General features: G+C 64.6%; 18 protein-coding genes. 14 read left to right on the top strand and 4 right to left on the bottom strand.

Annotation, left to right across the window (positions count from 1 at the left end):
* Nucleotides 1-15 precede the first annotated feature (15 nt).
* Nucleotides 16-825 carry an inositol monophosphatase family protein gene (locus FSV73_RS05385; protein ID WP_145005009.1) on the top strand — a complete coding sequence of 270 codons (810 nt, stop codon included), beginning with the start codon at nt 16-18 and terminating at the stop codon, nt 823-825.
* 79 nt (nt 826-904) lie between these two features.
* Complete coding sequence (locus tag FSV73_RS05390; RefSeq protein ID WP_145005012.1) at nt 905-1,288, top strand: DUF1090 domain-containing protein; 384 nt, start codon at nt 905-907, stop codon at nt 1,286-1,288.
* A gap of 5 nt (nt 1,289-1,293) precedes the next feature.
* Here the strand turns inward: FSV73_RS05390 and FSV73_RS05395 are convergent, their stop codons facing one another.
* Nucleotides 1,294-1,857 carry a fructose-2,6-bisphosphatase gene (locus FSV73_RS05395; protein ID WP_145005015.1) on the bottom strand — a complete coding sequence of 188 codons (564 nt, stop codon included), beginning with the start codon at nt 1,855-1,857 and terminating at the stop codon, nt 1,294-1,296.
* Nucleotides 1,858-2,126: 269 nt separating this feature from the next.
* On the opposite strand from FSV73_RS05395, the gene FSV73_RS05400 reads away from it, so the two are divergent.
* The 6 genes from FSV73_RS05400 to FSV73_RS05425 all read left to right on the top strand — a co-directional run bounded on the left by FSV73_RS05400 (nt 2,127) and on the right by FSV73_RS05425 (nt 9,791).
* The gene (locus tag FSV73_RS05400) at nt 2,127-2,573 is read left to right on the top strand and encodes a FecR family protein (RefSeq protein ID WP_145005018.1); all 447 of its coding nucleotides are present in this window, start codon (nt 2,127-2,129) and stop codon (nt 2,571-2,573) included.
* Entirely contained in the window at nt 2,570-3,196 is a 627-nt protein-coding gene (locus FSV73_RS05405; RefSeq protein ID WP_145005021.1) for an OmpA family protein, read from the top strand. Before FSV73_RS05400 ends, FSV73_RS05405 begins: the two co-directional genes overlap by 4 nt.
* 10 nt (nt 3,197-3,206) lie before the next feature.
* Nucleotides 3,207-5,204 (top strand): CHASE2 domain-containing protein, encoded by a 1,998-nt coding sequence (locus FSV73_RS05410; protein WP_145005024.1) that lies wholly within the window; start codon nt 3,207-3,209, stop codon nt 5,202-5,204.
* Between the two features lie 421 nt (nt 5,205-5,625).
* Nucleotides 5,626-8,031: a TonB-dependent siderophore receptor gene (locus tag FSV73_RS05415; protein WP_145005027.1), complete on the top strand. Its 2,406-nt coding sequence runs from the start codon at nt 5,626-5,628 to the stop codon at nt 8,029-8,031.
* A 92-nt stretch (nt 8,032-8,123) separates the two neighbouring features.
* Nucleotides 8,124-8,624, top strand: a complete 501-nt coding sequence (locus tag FSV73_RS05420) for a GNAT family N-acetyltransferase (protein ID WP_145005030.1) — start codon at nt 8,124-8,126, stop codon at nt 8,622-8,624.
* 102 nt (nt 8,625-8,726) lie between these two features.
* Entirely contained in the window at nt 8,727-9,791 is a 1,065-nt protein-coding gene (locus FSV73_RS05425; protein WP_145005033.1) for a 5-methyltetrahydropteroyltriglutamate--homocysteine methyltransferase, read from the top strand.
* 1 nt (nt 9,792) lies between these two features.
* On the opposite strand, the gene FSV73_RS05430 is transcribed toward FSV73_RS05425, so the two are convergent.
* Together FSV73_RS05430 and ppsR are read right to left on the bottom strand one after the other, a co-directional pair.
* Nucleotides 9,793-10,422, bottom strand: coding sequence for a LysE family translocator (locus FSV73_RS05430; protein WP_145005036.1), 630 nt, complete (start codon nt 10,420-10,422; stop codon nt 9,793-9,795).
* Between the two features lie 47 nt (nt 10,423-10,469).
* A complete protein-coding gene (gene ppsR / locus FSV73_RS05435; RefSeq protein ID WP_145005039.1) occupies nt 10,470-11,288 on the bottom strand; it encodes a posphoenolpyruvate synthetase regulatory kinase/phosphorylase PpsR in 819 nt (272 codons plus the stop codon).
* Between the two features lie 127 nt (nt 11,289-11,415).
* On the opposite strand from ppsR, the gene ppsA reads away from it, so the two are divergent.
* From ppsA to FSV73_RS05465, 6 genes are all read left to right on the top strand, one after another.
* Nucleotides 11,416-13,785, top strand: a complete 2,370-nt coding sequence (gene ppsA, locus FSV73_RS05440; protein ID WP_145005042.1) for a phosphoenolpyruvate synthase — start codon at nt 11,416-11,418, stop codon at nt 13,783-13,785.
* Between the two features lie 137 nt (nt 13,786-13,922).
* Nucleotides 13,923-14,924: a zinc transporter ZntB gene (locus FSV73_RS05445; protein ID WP_145005045.1), complete on the top strand. Its 1,002-nt coding sequence runs from the start codon at nt 13,923-13,925 to the stop codon at nt 14,922-14,924.
* A gap of 48 nt (nt 14,925-14,972) precedes the next feature.
* Entirely contained in the window at nt 14,973-15,236 is a 264-nt protein-coding gene (locus FSV73_RS05450) for a CrfX protein (protein ID WP_145005047.1), read from the top strand.
* Nucleotides 15,237-16,061 (top strand): mechanosensitive ion channel family protein, encoded by an 825-nt coding sequence (locus FSV73_RS05455; RefSeq protein ID WP_145005050.1) that lies wholly within the window; start codon nt 15,237-15,239, stop codon nt 16,059-16,061.
* Nucleotides 16,062-16,116: 55 nt separating this feature from the next.
* Nucleotides 16,117-16,701: an RNA polymerase sigma factor SigX gene (sigX, locus tag FSV73_RS05460; RefSeq protein WP_007159259.1), complete on the top strand. Its 585-nt coding sequence runs from the start codon at nt 16,117-16,119 to the stop codon at nt 16,699-16,701.
* 100 nt (nt 16,702-16,801) lie between these two features.
* The gene (locus tag FSV73_RS05465) at nt 16,802-17,857 is read left to right on the top strand and encodes an OmpA family protein (protein WP_145005052.1); all 1,056 of its coding nucleotides are present in this window, start codon (nt 16,802-16,804) and stop codon (nt 17,855-17,857) included.
* Between the two features lie 124 nt (nt 17,858-17,981).
* On the opposite strand, the gene gltA is transcribed toward FSV73_RS05465, so the two are convergent.
* Nucleotides 17,982-19,262 carry a citrate synthase gene (gene gltA / locus FSV73_RS05470; RefSeq protein ID WP_145005055.1) on the bottom strand — a complete coding sequence of 427 codons (1,281 nt, stop codon included), beginning with the start codon at nt 19,260-19,262 and terminating at the stop codon, nt 17,982-17,984.
* Between the last annotated feature and the right edge of the window lie 325 nt (nt 19,263-19,587).

Consider the following 19,587-nt stretch of genomic DNA (forward strand, 5'->3'; position numbering starts at 1 on the left):
ACCTCAGGAACACCCATGAGCGCCCTCGATCCCGCCATCGCCGAACGCTACCTCGCCGTCCAGGAGATCGCCCGCGAAGCGGCGCAGCAGGGGCTCGCCTTCTACCGCCAGCGCGGCGCACTGCAGGTCGACCACAAGGGCGATGACTTGCAGGACGTGGTCAGCATCGCCGACAAGACGCTGGAAGACCTCATTCGCCAGCGCCTCGGCGAACGCTTTCCCAGCGACGGCTTGCTGGGCGAGGAGGGCGGCGCCACCGACCTGTCCGCCGCCTACCTCTGGGTCATAGACCCCATCGACGGCACCGCGCCCTTTCTCAACGGCCTGCACAACTGGTGCGTGTCCATCGGCCTGCTGCACGACGGCGAGCCGCTGCTCGGCGCCATCATGGACCCGAACCACGACGAACTCTTCCACGGCCTGCGTGGCCATGGCGCCTTCGTCAATGACCAGCCATTGCGCGTCCATCCGGCCACCGAGGTGCGTCAGGGGCTGACCGGCCTGGGCACCACCCACCGCCGTGGCAAGGAACACTTCCTGCCGTTCGTGACCGGCTTGCTGGCCGAGGGCGGGCAGTTCTTCCGCAACGGCTCGGGGGCGCTGATGACCGCCTACGTGGCCGCCGGCCGCCTGATCGGCTACTACGAAACCCTGATCCACGGCTGGGACTGCCTGGCCGGCCTGGTACTGATCCGGGAAGCCGGTGGCCGCCACAATGCCTTCCTGCGCAACGATGGCCTGGTCAATGGCAACCCGCTGCTGGTGGCGGCGCCGGGCGTCTACGACCAGCTCGCCGCGCTGGTCGGTCCTTCGCTGGATGCCTGAGGAGGGTATCCGGCGCGACGGGACGATCCCGGCACCGACAGGTCCCAATCGGGAATATGAGAACACTGGGAGCGCGACGATGAAGGTCTGGCTGGTCGGTACCTTGCTGGGATCCCTGCTGTCCGTGCCCGGGCTGGCAGGCGCCGCCGCGGCCCAGGGCTGCGCGGCGAAGCGCCTGGCGCTCGAAGAACAGATCACCCAGGCCCAGGCGCAGGTTAATGCGGGACGCCTGGCGGGGCTACGCCGCGCGCTGGCCGAGGTGCAGGCCCACTGTACCGATGACGGGCTGCGTCGGCAGCGGCTGGACGCCATCCAGGCCAGGACCCGCGAGGTGGCCGAGCGGGAGCGGGATCTGCAGGAGGCCCAGGCCAAGGGCGATGCCGCCAAGATCCGTACGCGCAGCGAAAAGCTGGCCGAGGCACGCCGCGAACTGGACGAGGCCCGCGCCGAGCTGGACCGCTGAGCGGTTCAGCCGTCCTTGCGATAGCAGCTGGGCTTCCAGTAGTCCTTGAGCAACAGGTGCAAAGGTCCGCGCCAGCCGCGTTTGCGCAGCTGCCAGGCGATCAGTACGTTCATGATGCCGTGACCCATCAGGAGCACCGAGCCATGCCGCTCGGCCAGCGCGATGAGCTGCTCGGCCGCCTGGCTGGCGCGCACCGAGGAGGAACCGATGGACTCGGTGTGGGCCGCGAAACCGAGGAACCAGGCCGAGCGGAACAGCAGGCGCCAGGCCTTGACCGGTAGCCGTGGGGCGTCCAGCTCCAGGTAGGGCAGGTGCGCCTCGGCATAGACCTGGTCGGTCGGGCTGTCCGCATGACCGACGAGATATTCCAGCGACCGCACGCAGCGGCTGATCGGACTGCTCACCACGGTCCCTGCCTCCTGCGCCAGTCGGCGCGTCGCTGCGGGCACCCGATCGCCTGGCACCGGGGCTTTCTGATAGCGGGCCACCCAGTCCTGCATTTCCCGCGGAGTGCAACGGGCCTTGCTGGAAAGGTCGGGTTTGCCGTGACGAACCAGGGTGATCTGCATGGAGGAGGGCCTTGGAAAGATCTTCTCTAGACCGCGGCCACGACCGTTCGTCTCGCTTGGGTGTTCGCTGTGGGCTGATGGCAAAACGCCACTCATACATCTAGGCGTGCCGCTCGGCTCGTTTATCTGGTAGAAGGTGCCTGGGTTCACGAATCTGATATGACAACTGCGATGTAGAAGGCTGCAGCTAGCACGTGCGCCAGCCGAAGACCGCTCTCCCACCCTGCCCAGCGACCGCTCCAGGCATGTCCATTCAGGACCAGGAAGTTATGAAGAAAGCGCTGTTCGCCTTGGCGTTGGTTGGACTGCAGTGGCTGGGCTCGCCCCTGGTCGCCGCCGAAGAGAGTCATGTGGCCCTGGTCAAGAGTGTCGCGGGTCAGGTACGGGTGGTGCGCCAGGCGGACACCTTCGTCGCCCAGGCCGGCACCACCCTGCAGGTGGCCGATCGCCTGCAGGCAGGGCCGGATTCCACCGCGGCCATCGTCTTTCTCGACGGCACCCTGCTCACCCTGGGCAGTGGCGCCGATGTGCAGGTGCGCGACTATCTGTTCGAGCCCAAGCGCAGTCAGTACGGTTTTTCGTTATTCCTGAGCAAGGGCTCGGCGATCTATGCTTCTGGCAAGATCGGCAAGGTCTCGCCGGACTCGGTGAAGATCGAAACCCCCTCCGCCACCATCGGGGTGCGCGGCACCCGCTTCCTGGTACAGGCCCAATGAGGCCTCTGGCTGCGTTCCGCTCCGCTCCCCGGGCACTGGCCGTGCTGCTGGCCAGCCTGGTGCTGCTCGGTGGCTGTGCCAGCCCGCCCCAGACCCGGGTGGTGTTGCTGCCCGACGAAGATGGCCATGTCGGTGCCGTCTCGGTCGCCAGCTCCGCCGGGCGGCAGGCCATCGACCAGGGGTTCGCCGAGGTCACCGTGGCGCAACCCGGCCAGGCGCCGACGCCGGCGCAGCCGGTGGATCAGCCGGCCTTCGCGCAGCAGCATCGCCAGGTGCTCGCGGCCCAGCCGTCGCCACCCAGGACCTTCATCCTCAATTTCCTCTCCGACAGCATGGAGTTGACCCCGCAGTCGAAGGCGCTCCTGCCGCAGGTGCTGGAGACGGCGCGCCAGCGCATGCCGACCGAGATTTCGGTATTCGGCCACGCCGATGCCTCCGGTACCCCCTCCTACAACCTCGACCTCTCGGCCCAGCGGGCCCGCAAGGTCGCCGGTCTGCTGCAGCGACTCGACCCCAAGCTGGTCATCAACGTCGAGTTCTTCGGCGACACGGTGCCGCTGCTGCCGTCCCGTCCCGGAAAGTCCGAGCCGCGCAATCGCCGCGCTGAAATCCTGATCCTCTAGAGCTCGGTGCATGAAGCCCATTGCCTGCGTGCTGCGCCGCCGAGCGTCCTGGATGTTCCTGGTGAGCCTGGGGCTTGCCCTGATCTTCGGCCTCGGCGCCTGGCAGCAGTGGGCGCCCCTGCAGGCGCTCGACCGCCTGGCCTACGATCAGCTCAGCCGCCTGGCGGCGACGGACGAGGAGGCCAGCGGCGTCGAGGTGGTCAGCATCGACGAAGCCAGCCTGGCCGCCCTCGGCCAGTGGCCCTGGCCACGGTATCGGGTGGCCCAGTTGCTCGCGCGCATCGCCGAGGCCGAGCCGGCCGCCATCGCCGTCGATGTGCTGTTCAGCGAAGCCGACCGCACCTCGCTGAAGGCCTTGCAGCAGAGTTTCAAGCACGACTTCGGCGTGGAGCTGCAGGTGTCCGGCGTTCCCGAGGACTTGCAGGACAACGACGGCTACCTCGGCTACGTCATGGGCCAGGTGGGCGCCGTCGGGGCCCGCTTCTTCTTCCTCGACCAGCAACCCGTGGTCGGCGGCGGCCTGCGGCCCGGGATAGGTTTCACCGGCGCGCTGGACGCGCTCAGCCCGCCCGAGGCCAGCGGGGCCCTGGACAGCGTCGCGCCGATCGCCAGCCAGACGCGTTTCAGTGGCTTCATCAACAGCCAGCGCGACAGCGATGGCGTGGTACGGCGGGTCCCGCTGCTGCTGCAGCACCGCGGTATCCTGCACCCGAGTCTGGCGCTGGCGGCCACCCTGCGCGCCCTCGGACTCACCCAGGCCGAGGTGGAAACGGGCTTCGTCGGTCCGACCCTGCGGCTCGGCGATCGCCGCCTGCCGCTCGACCACCAGGGCCAGGCGCTGTTACGCCTCCATGCCAGGGCCGAACGCTATCCCGAGGTCTCGGCGCTGGCGGTGCTGAGCGGCACGGTGGCTCCCGCGGCGCTGAGGGGCAAGGTGGTCTTCGTCGGGGTGTCCGCCGCGGGTTTCAACGACCTGCACGCCACCGCCCTGGGCCAGACCTTTGCCGGAGTGCGGCTGCAGGCGGCGCTGGCGCAAGACCTGCTCGACGGTACCCTGGTGCGGATCCCTGCATTCGCCGGCCCGCTGCAGGCACTGCTGTGCCTGGTCGGGGGGCTGCTGTTGTCCGCGGGCTTCTTCTTCAACCGCAGTCAGCGGCGTTTCGCGCTGTTGGCGGGCAGCCTGATCGTGCTGCCGCAATTGCTCGCCGCCTGGCTGTTCGTGCGCGCCAACCTCTTCCTGCCGCTGGCCGCGCCGCTGACGCTGGTGGTACTGCTTTCGGGCCTCGCGCTGGTAACCCGGAGCGTCGTCGCGCGGCGCCACGAGCAGCGCTGGCGCCGCCAACTGGAGCGCTCGCGACAGGTCACCATCGAGTCCATGGCTGCGGTCGCCGAAACGCGCGACCCGGAGACCGGTGCCCATATCAAGCGCACCCAATACTATGTCCGCGCCATCGCCGAACAGCTGCGCCGCAGCGGTCAGGCGCCGGAGCTGCTCACCCCGGATTTCATCCAGTTGCTGTTCCTGTCCGCGCCGCTGCACGACATCGGCAAGGTCGGGGTACCGGACGCCATCCTGCTCAAGCCGGGACGCCTCACGCCGGATGAGATGGCGGTAATGCAGCGCCATGCCGAATTCGGCCGCCAGATCATCCTCAGCACCGCCAGCCATCTGGAAGAGGACAACTTCCTGGCCCTGGCCGCCGACATCGCCAGCACCCACCACGAGAAGTGGGACGGCACGGGCTATCCGAATGGCCTGGCCGGTACCGACATCCCCCTGGCGGGGCGGATCATGGCGGTGGCCGACATCTACGATGCCCTGATCAGCCGCCGCTGCTACAAGGAGCCCTTCAGCCACGAGCATTCGCTGGGACTGATGCGCGACATGCGCGGCAGCACCTTCGATCCCCTGGTGCTGGATGCCTTCCTGACCATCGAGCCGCAGATCCTGGCCATCGCCCAGCGCTTCCACGACGAAGGCGCCGGCGGCTCGCGGCGCCTGGCCTGATCGCCGGCTAGAAACGGTAGCGTCGGCAGGATGTCGAGTAAGACCCTCGCGCAGCGCCTTTCCTGGACGCCAGGCTCATTCGTCTGTCCATTCCGCTCGCCGGCAGACGTCGAGCGATACCTTGGCGGTCTCTTCGCACCTTGACCATCCGCTGGTCTTCGAAACATTTGCTTGAAAATATCGCCTGAGCGGCGATGGAAGGCCTATGGCTGGAAATCCTCGTCCTTGAGCGGTTGAGCAGGGCAGAAGCATTACCTGATGTCACTTATGATATTAATTTGCATTTACAGGCGCATCTGAGTTGCATAGCCTGCGTCCCGCCGCGCAAGACGGCATCGGGCATCGGTCCCTGGAGACACTCCAGAGAGTCCTTACGTGGGGTACGGACGGGTCGGTGTCTCCCTAGAGGACGACCAACGACATGCAGAGCTTCTCCCTTCGCCTTCTCGCGCTTTCCGTTTCCCTGGGCGTGGCGGCCCTGGCCCAGGCCGCGCCCGTGTCGCTGGCGCAGCCGGCCCAGCCGCTGGCCACCGCCCTGCAGAGCTTCGCCCAGGCCAGCGGCCTGCAGGTCAACTACGATCCGGCGACCCTGGTGGGCAAGCGCGCCCCGGCGCTGGCGGGTCGCCTGGAGCCGGAGGTCGCCCTGCAGCGCCTGCTGGCCGGCAGTGGACTGGCGGCGTCGATCACCGGCGCGGTCGCCACCATCGCCCCGGTGGCGACCCAGGCGAGTAGCGGCAGCGTGGCCCTGGACGCCACCACCATCACCGCCGACGATGGCTCCCTGGCCGGTCGCGCCACCACCGAAGGCACGCGCTCCTACACCACCGGGGCGATGAGCACCTCCACCGGCCTGCCCCTGTCGATCCGCGAGACGCCCCAGTCGGTGAGCGTCATCACCCGGCAGCGCATGGAAGACCAGGGCATGACCGACCTCAACGACGTGGTGCGCTATGCCCCAGGGGTGACGCTGAACAAGTTTGGCGGCGATCGTCAGGAATTTCTCTCGCGTGGCTTCCGTATCGACAACGTCATGTACGACGGCCTGCCCACCACCGCCGGGACCTTCACCCTCGACACCCTGTCCTCGGCCGACCTGTCCATCTACGACCGCGTCGAGGTGGTGCGTGGCGCCACCGGCCTGATGACCGGCGCCGGCGATCCTTCGGCCACCCTGAACCTGGTGCGCAAGCGGCCGACCGCCTTCCCCCAGGTCAGCGTCACCACCAGCGCCGGCAGCTGGGACCGCTACCGCACCGAGGTCGACGCCTCCAATAAGCTGAATGAGGCTGGTACCCTGCGTGGCCGCGCGGTCGCCGCCTACGAAGATGGCAACAGCTTCCAGGACGTACGCGAGCGCAAGCGGCAGACCTTCTACGGGGTATTCGAAGCCGATCTCAGCGATTCCACCACCTGGACCATCGGTGCGTCCAAGCAGCGCGAGGACAAGACCTCCGACTGGGGCAGCCTGCCCAGTGGCCCCAACGGCGAAGACCTGCACCTGTCGCGCTCCACCTTCCTGAGCGGCGACTGGTCATACTGGGATCAGGACAACTACACCCTGTTCTCCGACATCACCCATACCTTCGACAATGGTTGGAAGGCCAAGCTGGCGGCCCAAAAGTCGTGGGCTGAATCTGATACCTTTTCTAACTATGTGACGGCCTATCCCTATACGGCTGTCATTGATCTAGGAACCGCTTCAGGCGCTTATGTGACCGATGTTGATCAAACCAACGTAGACTTCTCGTTAACTGGCCCCATTACCTTGCTGGGGCGTGAGCATGAGGCAATGGCTGGTCTCAGTCGGCGCGAAGACAAGTTTTATCAACGTGGCGGGTACTCCGATGTTACCCCGGTCGACATCTACAGCTTTCGGCCTGGCAGCGTAGTGAAACCGGACAAAAGCAGCCTTTCACCTTATGCCAGCAAGAACACCACTACAGAGGAGGCTGTATACGCCGCGGCGCGTTTTAATCCAATCGATCCACTGCACGTCATCATTGGCGGCCGGATAAGCTGGTTTGATTACTCGGGGTATATCGCAGGTAGCAATTACAAGACTGATACCGACTACAAAGCGACACGCGAAGCCACCCCCTATGCCGGCATTATCTACGACCTGAACGACACCTATTCGGTCTATGCTAGCTATACCGGGATCTTCAAGCCGCAGAGCGAACAGGGTAGTGGAGGCTCTGTGCTGGCGCCTACGAAGGGCAAAAGCTACGAAGTAGGCGTAAAGGGTGCTTATCTCGATGGTGCATTGAACGCCTCCGTCGCACTGTTCGAAACTATCCAGGAAGGCCGAGCCTATGAGCTGACGCCTCAACCGCAAGAGTGTCAAATGCAGAGTCGTACCTGTTATGACTCCGCTGGCGAAGTCCGCAGTCGTGGCATTGACGCGGAAATATCTGGCCAGCTTGCACCTAATTGGCAAGCGTCCGCAGCCTATACTTTGGTACTGAGCGAATTTACGAAGGACGTCACCTACGAAGACCGCCGCTTCGCACCTGAACAACCCAAGCACCTGTTCAAGGCCGCCACCAGCTACCAACTGACTGGAAACTTGAGCAAATGGCGCGTCGGCGCTGATTTGCTGGCACAGAGTGATACCTTCAAGCGCGTAGGTAATGGGGAGGCTACACAGGATAGCTACTCGGTAGTTGGTCTGATGGCGGGATATCGCTTCAATGACCATTGGGATGGCCGCGTCAATTTCAATAACGTCTTTGATGAAAGATACTGGCAAGGTCTTTCTAACGGGACTGGCATGGGCACCTACGGCGACCCCCGCAACGTCATGCTCAGTCTGAAGTGGACCCTCTGATCGTGCTGCCGACCTAGGCGAGACTCGCTGCGCCCTTGTCCGCGCCCGCGGACCTGGGCGAAGCTGGGGACTTCCGCGAAGGAGTGCCGCCCATGTCCAGCCCGCTCGTCCACCTGGAACGCTACGCCGACCGCCATGCCGAGGGCCTCGCTGCCCTCTATGGCGATCCGGTCGTGGCCCGTCAGGTGCTGCAGTTGCCCTACCAGACCGCCGAGCAATGGCGGCAACGTCTTAACGGCGAACGCGAAGGTCGGATAGGGCTGGTCGCCCTGCAGCAGGGGCGGGTGGTGGGCAGCGCCAGTCTCGAACAGCACCAGCGCATTCGCCGCCAGCACTGCGGTGCCCTCGGCATGGGCGTCGCCCGGGATTGCCAGGGGCAGGGCATAGGTACCCAGCTGCTGACGGCGCTGCTCGACCTCGCCGACAACTGGATGAACCTGCAGCGGGTCGAGCTGACCGTCTTCAGCGACAACGAGCCAGCCCTAGCGCTTTATCGCAAGCTGGGTTTCGAAGAAGAAGGGCTGCTGCGGCGCTATGCCCTGCGCGATGGAGTCTTCGTCGACGCCTACAGCATGGCGCGCTTCAAACCCTGATCGAGGTGTATGAAAGTAACTTGAGTTCATCACAAGAAACCTGAGTTTGTTTCATGCGCTGTGCGCGACGACAATCTCCACCCTGTCAGGTGGAGGTGTGCAATGGTCAAGATTCATTCCCAGGGTTCCGCATGGCGCGAGCAACAGGGTGACGCGTCCCTGGCGACAATAGCGTCTCTCGACGCTTGCGACCGGGCCGCCCTGATCGCCCAGGGACGCCAGCAGCGTCAGCAGGCGTGGCGCGCCCAGCAGGCCGCGGGTTGTGAGTGGCTCGCGGTAGGCGACTTCGGCTGGGGCGATCGGGTTCTGGCGCATTCGTATCTGGTCGGCGCCGCCGCTCGGACCGAGGCGGCAGACGCTCAGGTATTCGCCGGCCCCTGTCAGGTCCCGGTATTCACCGCGGACCAGTCCTTTGCCATCGGCTGGGAGCAGCTGTTCGAGGAGGTCGCCGAGGCCCAGGCGCTCGGTCTGGTGGTCAAGCCGGTGATCCTCGGACCCCTGAGCTATCTATGGCTCGGTCGCTCACTCGATCCGGCCTTCGACCGCCTCGAACTGCTGGAAGCGTTGCTGCCGGTCTATGGCGAGATCTTCGCGCGCCTGGCCGCCCAGGGCGTGGAGTGGATCCAGCTCGACGAGCCACTGCTGACGCTGGAACTGCCGCTGGCCTGGCGTACCGCCTTCGAAAGGGCCTACAACCTGCTGCAACGCGAGCCGCTGAAGAAGCTGCTGGGCGTGCGTCAGGGTGAATTGCTCGACAACCTGGGGCTGGCTGCCGGTTTGCCGGTGGAGGGGCTACATGTCGACTGGCCGCGGTCGGTCCAGGCCCAGCAGGGTCTGCTCGATCGGCTGCCGGCCTACAAGACGCTGTCGCTGGGTCTGGTGGAAGACACCGAAGCTGGGCAAATCGGTCAGCAGCGGCGGCTGCAATTCGCTCGTCAAGTCGGCGAGCGCCTGCCGGAACGCCTCTGGCTGTCGCCCGTGGCCTTTTCCGGAGCTGCCGACACGGCCCAGGCCGCGGCACTGACGGCCGAATTCAGCACGCTGGTGCGAACCGCTCGCCAGGCCGGGGTGGATACGCCGCCAGCGCCCAGGGAACAGCCCTGGTCGGCGATCGAAGCGGCCCTGGCCAAGCTGGGCGCCGCCCAGTCCGGTCTGGTGTCGTCCTGAATCAGCGGTGGGCGGTCAGCAACAGGCCGCCGGCGCCGGCGAAGAAGGCGCCGGTGGCCTGGTTGAGCCGGCGCACGCCGCGCGGCCCGCGGATGAAGCGGCGGATCTGTCGGCCGAACAGCCCATAGACGAAGGCCGCGACCAATTCCGCGAACAGATGGGTGCCGCCCAGGTAGACGAATTGCTGGGTCGTCGGCTGGGTGGGATCGATGAACTGGGGAAAGATCGCGGCGAACAGCAGGATCGCCTTGGGATTGCTGATGCCGATGAGGAATTCCTGCAGCATCAGCCGGTGCAGCTGGCGTGGCTGCGCGATGCCCGTCTCGTTCAGGTCCAGCCCTTCGAACGCCCGACTGCGCCAGCTCTTCACGCCCAGGTACAGCAGGTAGAGCGCGCCTATCCACTTGATCACGGTGAAGGCGCGTTCCGACGCCAGCAGCATGGCGCCGAGGCCCACCGCCGAAATCACCAGGAAGATCACGAAGGCCAGGTCCCGCCCCAGGGCCGCCAGTCCGGCCGTGACGGCGCCGTGGCGGATGCCGTTGCTCAATGAACAGAAGTTGTTGGGGCCGGGGGTCAGGGCGATGAGCAGGGCGACCGGAAAGAACAGCAGGGCATCGACAAGGTTCATGGCGGTCGCCTGATACGCCGCGCAGGCGCGAGGGAGGAGGGGGTGAGCTATTTAAACCGTCTTTCCACGCCTTTCTCCACCAGAATCTTCGCCGAGATTTCCTCCACGGAAAAATGCGTGGTGTTGATGAAGGAGATGTTGTCGCGGCGGAACAGACCCTCCACCTCGCGCAATTCGAATTCGCACTGGGCGAAACTCGCATAACGGCTGTTCGGCCGACGCTCGTGACGGATCGCCGCCAGGCGCTCCGCGTCGATGGTCAGCCCGAACAGCTTGTCTCTATGGGGCTTGAGTGAGGCGGGCAGCTGCAGGCGCTCCATGTCCTCTTCGGTCAGCGGATAGTTGGCGGCGCGGATGCCGTACTGCAACGCCATATAGAGGCAGGTGGGCGTCTTGCCGCAGCGCGAGACGCCGACCAGGATCAGGTCGGCCTGGGCATAGTGGGTGGTACGGGCACCGTCGTCGTTTTCGAGCGCAAAGTTGACGGCTTCGATCCGCTCCATGTAGTGACTGTTGTGCATGATCGAATGTGACTTCCCTACCGAATACGAAGATTCGGCGGAAAGTTCCCGTTCCAGCGGGGATAAAAAGGTGGAGAAGATGTCGATCATGAACCCGTTCGACTGGTCCAGGATGGCCCGGATGTCACGGTTGACGATGGTATCGAAGATGATGGGTCGCGCGCCGTCCTGGACGGCGGCGGTGTTGATCTGCTGTACCATCGCCCTGGCCTTGTCCAGCGTATCTACGTAGGGGCGGGTGATCTTCCTGAAGGTGATGTCCCCGAACTGGGCCAGGAGGCTCTGCCCGAGGGTCTCGGCCGTGATGCCGGTACCGTCGGAGATGAAAAAGGCGGTTCGTTGCATGGCATGGACGTCCAGGTGGCGTACGGGGCAGGGATGGCTGCACTGTAACCTACCGCCGTCCACTGTCCATGGGACGAGCGCCGAGGCGTACTGCTTTCCCACAAAGACACAAGATGGAGAGAAGACCTTGGACGAGTATGTAATTTCACTGGAACAGCTCGGCGTGCACGACGTCGAGCGTGTGGGCGGCAAGAACGCATCCCTCGGCGAGATGATCGCCAACCTGGCCGGCGCGGGCGTCTCCGTGCCGGGCGGCTTCGCCACCACGGCCCAGGCCTATCGCGACTTCCTCGAGCAGAGTGGGCTGAACGGGCGTATCCACGCCGCCCTCGATGCGCTGGACGTCGATGACGTCGTCGCCCTGGCCAAGACCGGTGCCCAGATTCGCCAGTGGGTCATGGACGCGCCCTTCCCGGAGCGCCTGGACGCCGAGATCCGCACCGCCTTCGCGCGGATTTCCGAAGGCAATCCCAACCTGGCCGTCGCCGTGCGCTCCTCGGCCACCGCCGAAGACCTGCCGGATGCCTCCTTCGCCGGCCAGCAGGAGACCTTCCTCAACATCCGTGGCGTCGACAACGTCATCCGCGCCGCCAAGGAAGTCTTCGCCTCCCTCTTCAACGACCGCGCCATCGCCTACCGCGTGCACCAGGGCTTCGATCACAAGCTGGTCGCCCTGTCCGCCGGTGTGCAGCGCATGGTCCGCTCCGAGACCGGCGCCGCCGGCGTGCTCTTCACCCTGGATACCGAGTCCGGCTTCCGCGACGCGGTCTTCGTCACCGCCGCCTACGGCCTGGGCGAGACCGTGGTGCAGGGCGCGGTCAACCCGGACGAGTTCTATGTGCACAAGCCCACCCTGGAAGCCGGTCGCCCGGCCATCCTCAGGCGCAACCTGGGCAGCAAGGCCATCAAGATGGTCTACGGCGAGGAAGCCAAGGCCGGTCGCTCGGTGCGCACCGTCGATGTCGAGCCCGCCGATCGCGCGCGCTTCTCCATCACCGACGCCGAGGTCAGCGAGCTGGCCAAGCAGGCCCTGATCATCGAGCGCCACTACGGTCGTCCGATGGACATCGAGTGGGCCAAGGACGGTGACGACGGCAAGCTCTACATCGTCCAGGCCCGCCCCGAGACGGTGAAGAGCCGTGCCAGCGCCACCGTCATGGAGCGCTACCTGCTCAAGGAAAAAGGCCAGGTGCTGGTGGAAGGGCGTTCCATCGGCCAGCGCATCGGCGCGGGCAAGGTCAAGATCATCCGCGACGTCAGCGAGATGGACCGGGTCCAGCCCGGTGATGTCCTGGTCTCGGACATGACCGATCCCGACTGGGAGCCGGTGATGAAGCGCGCCAGCGCCATCGTCACCAACCGCGGCGGTCGCACCTGCCACGCCGCCATCATCGCTCGCGAGCTGGGCATCCCGGCGGTGGTCGGCTGCGGCAACGCCACCAGCCTGCTCAAGGACGGCCAGACCGTCACCGTGTCCTGCGCCGAGGGCGACACCGGCCTGATCTACGAGGGCGAGCTGGACTTCGACATCCGCCAGAGTTCGGTGGATGCCATGCCCGAGCTGCCGTTCAAGATCATGATGAACGTCGGCAACCCCGATCGCGCCTTCGACTTCGCCCAGCTGCCCAATGCCGGCGTCGGCCTGGCGCGCCTCGAATTCATCATCAACCGCATGATCGGCGTGCACCCCAAGGCATTGCTCAACTACGACAGCCTGCCCTTCGACGTGAAGGAAAGCGTCGACAAGCGCATCGCCGGCTATCCCGACCCGGTAGGCTTCTATGTCGAGAAGCTGGTGGAAGGGGTCTCGACCCTGGCCGCCGCCTTCTGGCCGAAGAAGGTCATCGTGCGCCTGTCGGACTTCAAGTCCAACGAATACGCCAACCTCATCGGCGGCAAGCTCTACGAACCCGAGGAAGAGAACCCCATGCTGGGCTTCCGCGGCGCCTCGCGCTACATCAGCGAGAACTTCCGCGACTGCTTCGAGCTGGAATGCCGCGCCATGAAGAAGGTGCGCGAGGAAATGGGGCTGACCAACGTCGAGCTCATGGTGCCCTTCGTGCGCACCCTGGACGAGGCGGCGCGGGTGGTCGAGCTGCTCGGCGAGAACGGCCTCAAGCGGGGCGAGAACGACCTGCGCGTCATCATGATGTGCGAGCTGCCTTCCAACGCCTTGCTGGCCGACGAGTTCCTCGAGCACTTCGACGGCTTCTCCATCGGCTCCAACGACCTTACCCAGCTCACCCTGGGCCTGGATCGCGATTCCGGCATCATCGCCCACCTGTTCGACGAACGGAATCCGGCGGTCAAGAAGCTGCTGGCCAATGCCATCGCCGCCTGTAACCGGGCGGGCAAGTACATCGGCATCTGTGGTCAGGGTCCCTCGGATCACCCCGACCTGGCCAAGTGGCTGATGGAGCAGGGCATCGAGAGCGTCTCGCTCAACCCCGATTCCGTGCTCGACACCTGGTTCTTCCTGGCCGAAGGCAACGCCTGATCCTTGAGGCGGGGCCCGTCACGGACGGGTCTCGCCCAGGTCCCAGCCATTCATTATCGGTGCGTGCCGCCTGCCCGCCAGGCAGTCACGCGCCGGACCGCTGACCGAGGGGTCGCGATCCCCGTACGAGAAGGTAGATGCAGCAGTACGACAGCGATGTGGAACAGGGCCTCATCTATGGCTATCTCCTCGACGGCCGCGGGGGTGGACGACGTCTCAGCCGTCGCGAACTGGCGGAGGTGGAGCCAGGGCCCACCGAAGTCCTGTGGTTGCACTGGGATCGCAGTGTCCCCGAAGCCCAGGCCTGGCTAAGGCAGTCCAGCGGGCTCAGCGAATTCGCCTGCGACCTGCTGCTGGAGGAGGCGACCCGTCCGCGCCTGGTCGCCCAGCCCAACGACAGCCTCTTGCTGTTCCTGCGCGGGGTGAATCTCAATCCCGGGGCCGTACCCGAGGACATGGTCTCGCTGCGGGTCTTCGTCGACAAGCGCCGCGTCATCTCGCTGCGCATGAGACCCATGAAGGCCGCCGCCGAGGTGCAGGAAGACCTGGAGGCCGGCATCGGTGCCCAGAGCGCCGAGGACCTAGTGCTCTACCTTGCCAGCTACATGACCAGCCGGGTCGACGATCTGGTGCGCGGCCTGTCCGATCAGCTCGATGGCCTGGAAGAGCACCTCGACCAGGACGAGAACAGCCTGCCCGATCATGGCCAGGTCCTTACCCTCCGGCGGCGCTCGACCGGGGTGCGCCGGTACCTCGCTCCCCAGCGGGACATCTATGCGGATCTGGCGCGCGGCAAGCCGGCCTGGTTCGTCGAGGCGCAGAGCCAGGGCTACTGGAGCGAACTGCACAACAGCCTGGTGCGCAACCTGGAAGAGCTGGAGCTGATGCGCGAACGTATCGCGCTGCTGCAGGAGGCCGAGCAGCGCGCCACCACCGAGCGGACCAATCGCACCCTCTATCTGCTGGCGATCATCACCGGTTTCTTCCTGCCCATCAGTTTCATCACCGGCCTGCTCGGCATGAACATGGGCGGGTTGCCCGGCTCCTCCTCGCCGTTCGGCTTCCTGGCGGCCTGCGTGCTGATCGGCGCCGTGGCGGTATTCCAGGTCTGGCTGTTCCGTCGACTGCGCTGGCTGTGACCCGTCTCCACCTCGCTGCGTCAAGTGAAAACGACCAGCGAGGTGCTCATGCACGATCCTTTCGAAGCGTCCCTCAAGGCGCTCCTCAATAGCCCGGCTCACGCCCAGGACGAGGAGGGCGATGACCAGGCGCGCCTGCACCGTGTGCTCAAGACCGCCAACCGCCAGGTCGGCGCCGGTGCGCTGTTCGATCTGGTCGGGCGCCACTGGATGTCGGCCCTGTTGCTGGCGCTGGGCAATGGCGCCCCTCATATAAAGCCGCGGTCACGGCGCAGCACTCGTACCGCACCGTCCCCGGAGACCCCGACGTAGATGGAATTCGATATCTGGACCCAGAGCCTGCTGTCCGCCATGACCACCCTGTGGAGCAAGGTGGCGGGCTTCATCCCCAATGTCTTCGGTGCCCTGGTGGTGATCCTGGCCGGCTTCGCCGTGGCCAAGATCCTCGACACCGTCCTCTCCAAGGTGCTCGCCAAGCTCGGCCTCGACCGCGTCCTCGCCGGCGCGGGCGTCACCAAGCAACTGGCCAAGATCGGCATCCGCATGCCGGTCACCACCCTGATCGGCCGGATCGTCTACTGGTTCGTGCTGCTGGTGTTCCTGGTCTCGGCCGCCGAATCCCTGGGCCTGCAACGCGTTTCCTCCACCCTGGACGTCATGGCGCTCTATGTACCCAAGATCTTCGGCGCGGCCCTGGTGCTCATCGTCGGCGTCCTGCTGGCGCAACTGGTCAGCGGCCTGGTGCACGGCGCTGCCGAAGGCGTCGGCCTGGACTATGCAGCGGGTCTGGGGCGCCTGGCCCAGGGCCTGGTCATCATCATTGCCATCTCCGTGGCGGTCGGGCAGCTGGAGATCAAGACCGAGCTGCTGAACCTGGTGATCGCCATCGTGCTCACCGCCTTTGCCCTGGCGGCCGCCCTGGCGCTCGGCCTGGGCAGCCGGGGGCTGGTATCGCAGATCCTGGCCGGGATCTACGTGCGCGAACTCTATGAAGTCGGCCAGTGGGTGACCCTGGCGGACGTCGAAGGCGAGATCGAGGAAATCGGTACCGCCAAGACCCTCATCATGACCGAGGAGGGCGACATCGTTTCGATTCCGAACCGTCTATTACTGGAGGCCCAGGTGCGCAGTCGCTGACAGGCGCCGCGGAGATGGCTATCATGCCCGCCAATTTTTGGTAGCCAACTCCGTCTTGAACAAGCCTGCCCCCCATGCCTACGATCCGACCACGCTCAGCGACGAAGAGCTGGTGCAGCGTGCGCATGGCGAACTCTTCCATGTGACGCGAGCCTACGAGGAACTGATGCGCCGCTACCAGCGCACCCTGTTCAACGTCTGCGCCCGTTACCTGGGGAACGACCGGGATGCGGACGATGTCTGCCAGGAGATCATGCTGAAGGTGCTTTACGGTTTGAAGAATTTCGAGGGCAAGTCGAAATTCAAGACCTGGCTGTACAGCATCACCTACAACGAGTGCATCACGCAGTACCGCAAGGAGCGGCGCAAGCGTCGCCTGGTGGAAGCATTAAGCCTCGACCCGATGGAAGAAGCCTCGGAGGAACGAGCGCCGAAGCTGGAGGAGAAGGGTGGAATGGATCGCTGGCTGGTCCATGTGGGTCAGGTGGATCGGGAGATCCTGGTGCTGCGCTTCGTCGCGGAGCTGGAGTTCCAGGAGATCGCCGACATCATGCACATGGGCCTCAGCGCCACCAAGATGCGTTACAAGCGGGCACTCGACAAACTGCGTGACAAGTTCGCAGCTGAAGTTGAGGGCTGACCGGATGTGTCAGCCGTAAGGTTTTGAACTTCACGAAAACTTGTTGTCGAAGCCTCCGGAGATTGCCGGAATTAGTACCACTAAAATGGGGATACAAAGGATGAAACTGAAGAGCACCTTGGGCGTCGTGATCGGCTCCCTGCTGGCAAGCGCCTCGCTGAGCGCTCTGGCACAAGGTCAAGGCGCCGTCGAGACCGAGCTGTTCGGCAGCCGTCTGTTCACCGACAGCCAGCGCAACATGACCAACGCCGACCTGTACGGCGGTTCCGTTGGCTACTTCCTGACCGACGACGTTGAGCTGGCGCTGTCCTACGGTGAGTACCACAACGCTCGTGGCGACCATGACCTGGGCCACAAGAACATCAAGGGCAGCCTGGCCGCCCTGGACGCCTACTACCACTTCGGTCAGCCCGGCGTCGGCCTGCGTCCGTACGTGTCGGGTGGCTTCGCTCACCAGTCCATCAGCAACCGCGACATCAACGAAGGTGGTCGTGACCGTTCCACCTACGCCAACGTTGGCGCCGGCCTGAAGTACTACTTCACCGAGAACCTGTATGCCCGTACCGGCGTACAAGCCAACTACAACATCGACTACGGCGACACCGAGTGGAGCGCCGCTGTGGGTGTGGGTCTGAACTTCGGTGGTTCCACCAAGAAGGCCGTCGCTCCGGCTCCGGCTCCGGCCCCCGTTGCCGACGTCTGCACCGACTCCGACAACGATGGCGTCTGCGACAACGTCGACAAGTGCCCGAACACCCCGGCCAACGTCACCGTTGACGCTACCGGCTGCCCGGCTGCCGCTGAAACCGTTCGCGTCGAGCTGGACGTGAAGTTCGATTTCGACAAGGCCGTGGTCAAGCCCAACAGCTACGCCGACATCAAGAACCTGGCTGACTTCATGCAGCAGTACCCGCAGACCACCACCACCGTTGAAGGCCACACCGACTCCGTCGGCACCGACGCCTACAACCAGAAGCTGTCCGAGCGTCGTGCTAACGCCGTTCGTAACGTGCTGGTCAACCAGTACGGTGTGCAGGGTGGCCGCGTGAACGCTGTTGGTTACGGTGAGTCCCGCCCGGTTGCCGACAACGCCACCGAAGCCGGTCGCGCCGTCAACCGTCGCGTAGAAGCCGAAGTCGAAGCTCAGGCCAAGTAATTCGCCTGATCCCGACGTGAAGAAGCCCGCCCTGTGCGGGCTTTTTCTTGCCTGGCAGTTGCCGCTGGTGAATTCGCCGGCATAAAAAAACCCCGCCACGGCGGGGTTTTTCATTACGGATCGATCAGCCGCGATCGTCCGGAATGTCACGCTGGGTCACGCCGGTGTACAGCTGGCGCGGCCGGCCGATCTTGTAGGGGCCGGAGAGCATTTCCTGCCAGTGCGAGATCCAGCCGACGGTACGCGCCATGGCGAAGATCACGGTGAACATGCTGGTCGGAATGCCGATCGCCTTGAGGATGATGCCGGAGTAGAAGTCCACGTTCGGGTAGAGGTTGCGCTCGACGAAGTAGGAGTCCTTGCGCGCCAGCTCTTCCAGGCGCATGGCCAGTTCCAGCTGCGGATCGTTGATGCCGAGTTCCGCCAGGACCTCGTCGCAGGTCTGCTTCATCACCGTGGCGCGGGGATCGAAGTTCTTGTAGACGCGATGGCCGAAGCCCATCAGCTTGAACGGATCGTTCTTGTCCTTGGCCTTGGCCACGAACTTGTCGATATTGGCGACATCGCCGATCTCGTCCAGCATCTTCAGCACGGCTTCGTTGGCTCCCCCGTGCGCCGGTCCCCAGAGGGCGGCGATACCGGCGGCGATACAGGCGAAGGGGTTGGCGCCCGAGGAGCCGGCCAGGCGGACGGTGGAAGTCGAGGCGTTCTGCTCGTGGTCCGCATGCAGGATGAAGATGCGGTCCATGGCGCGCGCCAGTACCGGGCTGACCGGCTTCTCCTCGCACGGGGTGTTGAACATCATGTGCAGGAAGTTTTCCGCGTATCCCAGGTTGTTGCGGGGATACATCATCGGCTGGCCCATGGAGTACTTGTGCACCATGGCGGCCAGGGTCGGCATCTTGGCGATCAGGCGCATCGCCGAGATCTCGCGGTGATGCGGATCGGTGATGTCCAGGGAGTCGTGGTAGAAGGCCGAGAGGGCGCCGACCACGCCGCACATGATGGCCATCGGGTGGGCATCGCGGCGGAAGCCGTTGAAGAAGGTCTTGAGTTGCTCGTGAACCATGGTGTGGTTCTTGATGGTATCGACGAACTGCGTCTTCTCTTGCGCGTTCGGCAATTCACCCTTGAGCAGCAGGTAACAGGTCTCGAGGTAGTCGGATTTCTCCGCCAGTTGCTCGATGGGGTAGCCGCGGTGCAGCAGGATGCCCTTGTCACCGTCGATGTAGGTGATCTTGGACTCGCACGAGGCGGTGGACATGAAGCCCGGGTCGAAGGTGAACACACCAGTGGAGGTGAGGTTGCGAACATCGATCACGTCCGGGCCGAGGGTGCCGGACATAACGGGCAGGTCAACCGGATCCGCTCCCGAGATGATCAACTGCGCTTTCTTGTCAGCCATTAGGCCTCCTTATTTTGCTTTGAAATCATCAATAAACCCTCCACTCAGGGCCTCGCCCACTATAGAGGGATAAATTTGAAAGTCAATTTACGAAAATATCACCCTAAAGGCTCTTTCTGAGCGGATTGTGCGGCGAAAAGACATTAACACGCAGGCTTCTGAATATCAGCTCGCGACGTCGGGATCGGGCATCCGCGTTTGTCATGAGTAGGCTAACTGTCTATAATTCTCGCCCGACCGTACCGGGTCGGCGAGCTGATGCCGAGCGGTCGACGCTTCTCTCCAGAAGCGTGTAGCAGATGTGGGATCTCCTATAACTAGCCCG

The sequence above is a fragment of the Pseudomonas oryzihabitans genome, from assembly GCF_007665395.1.
GTDB lineage: Bacteria > Pseudomonadota > Gammaproteobacteria > Pseudomonadales > Pseudomonadaceae > Chryseomonas > Chryseomonas psychrotolerans_C.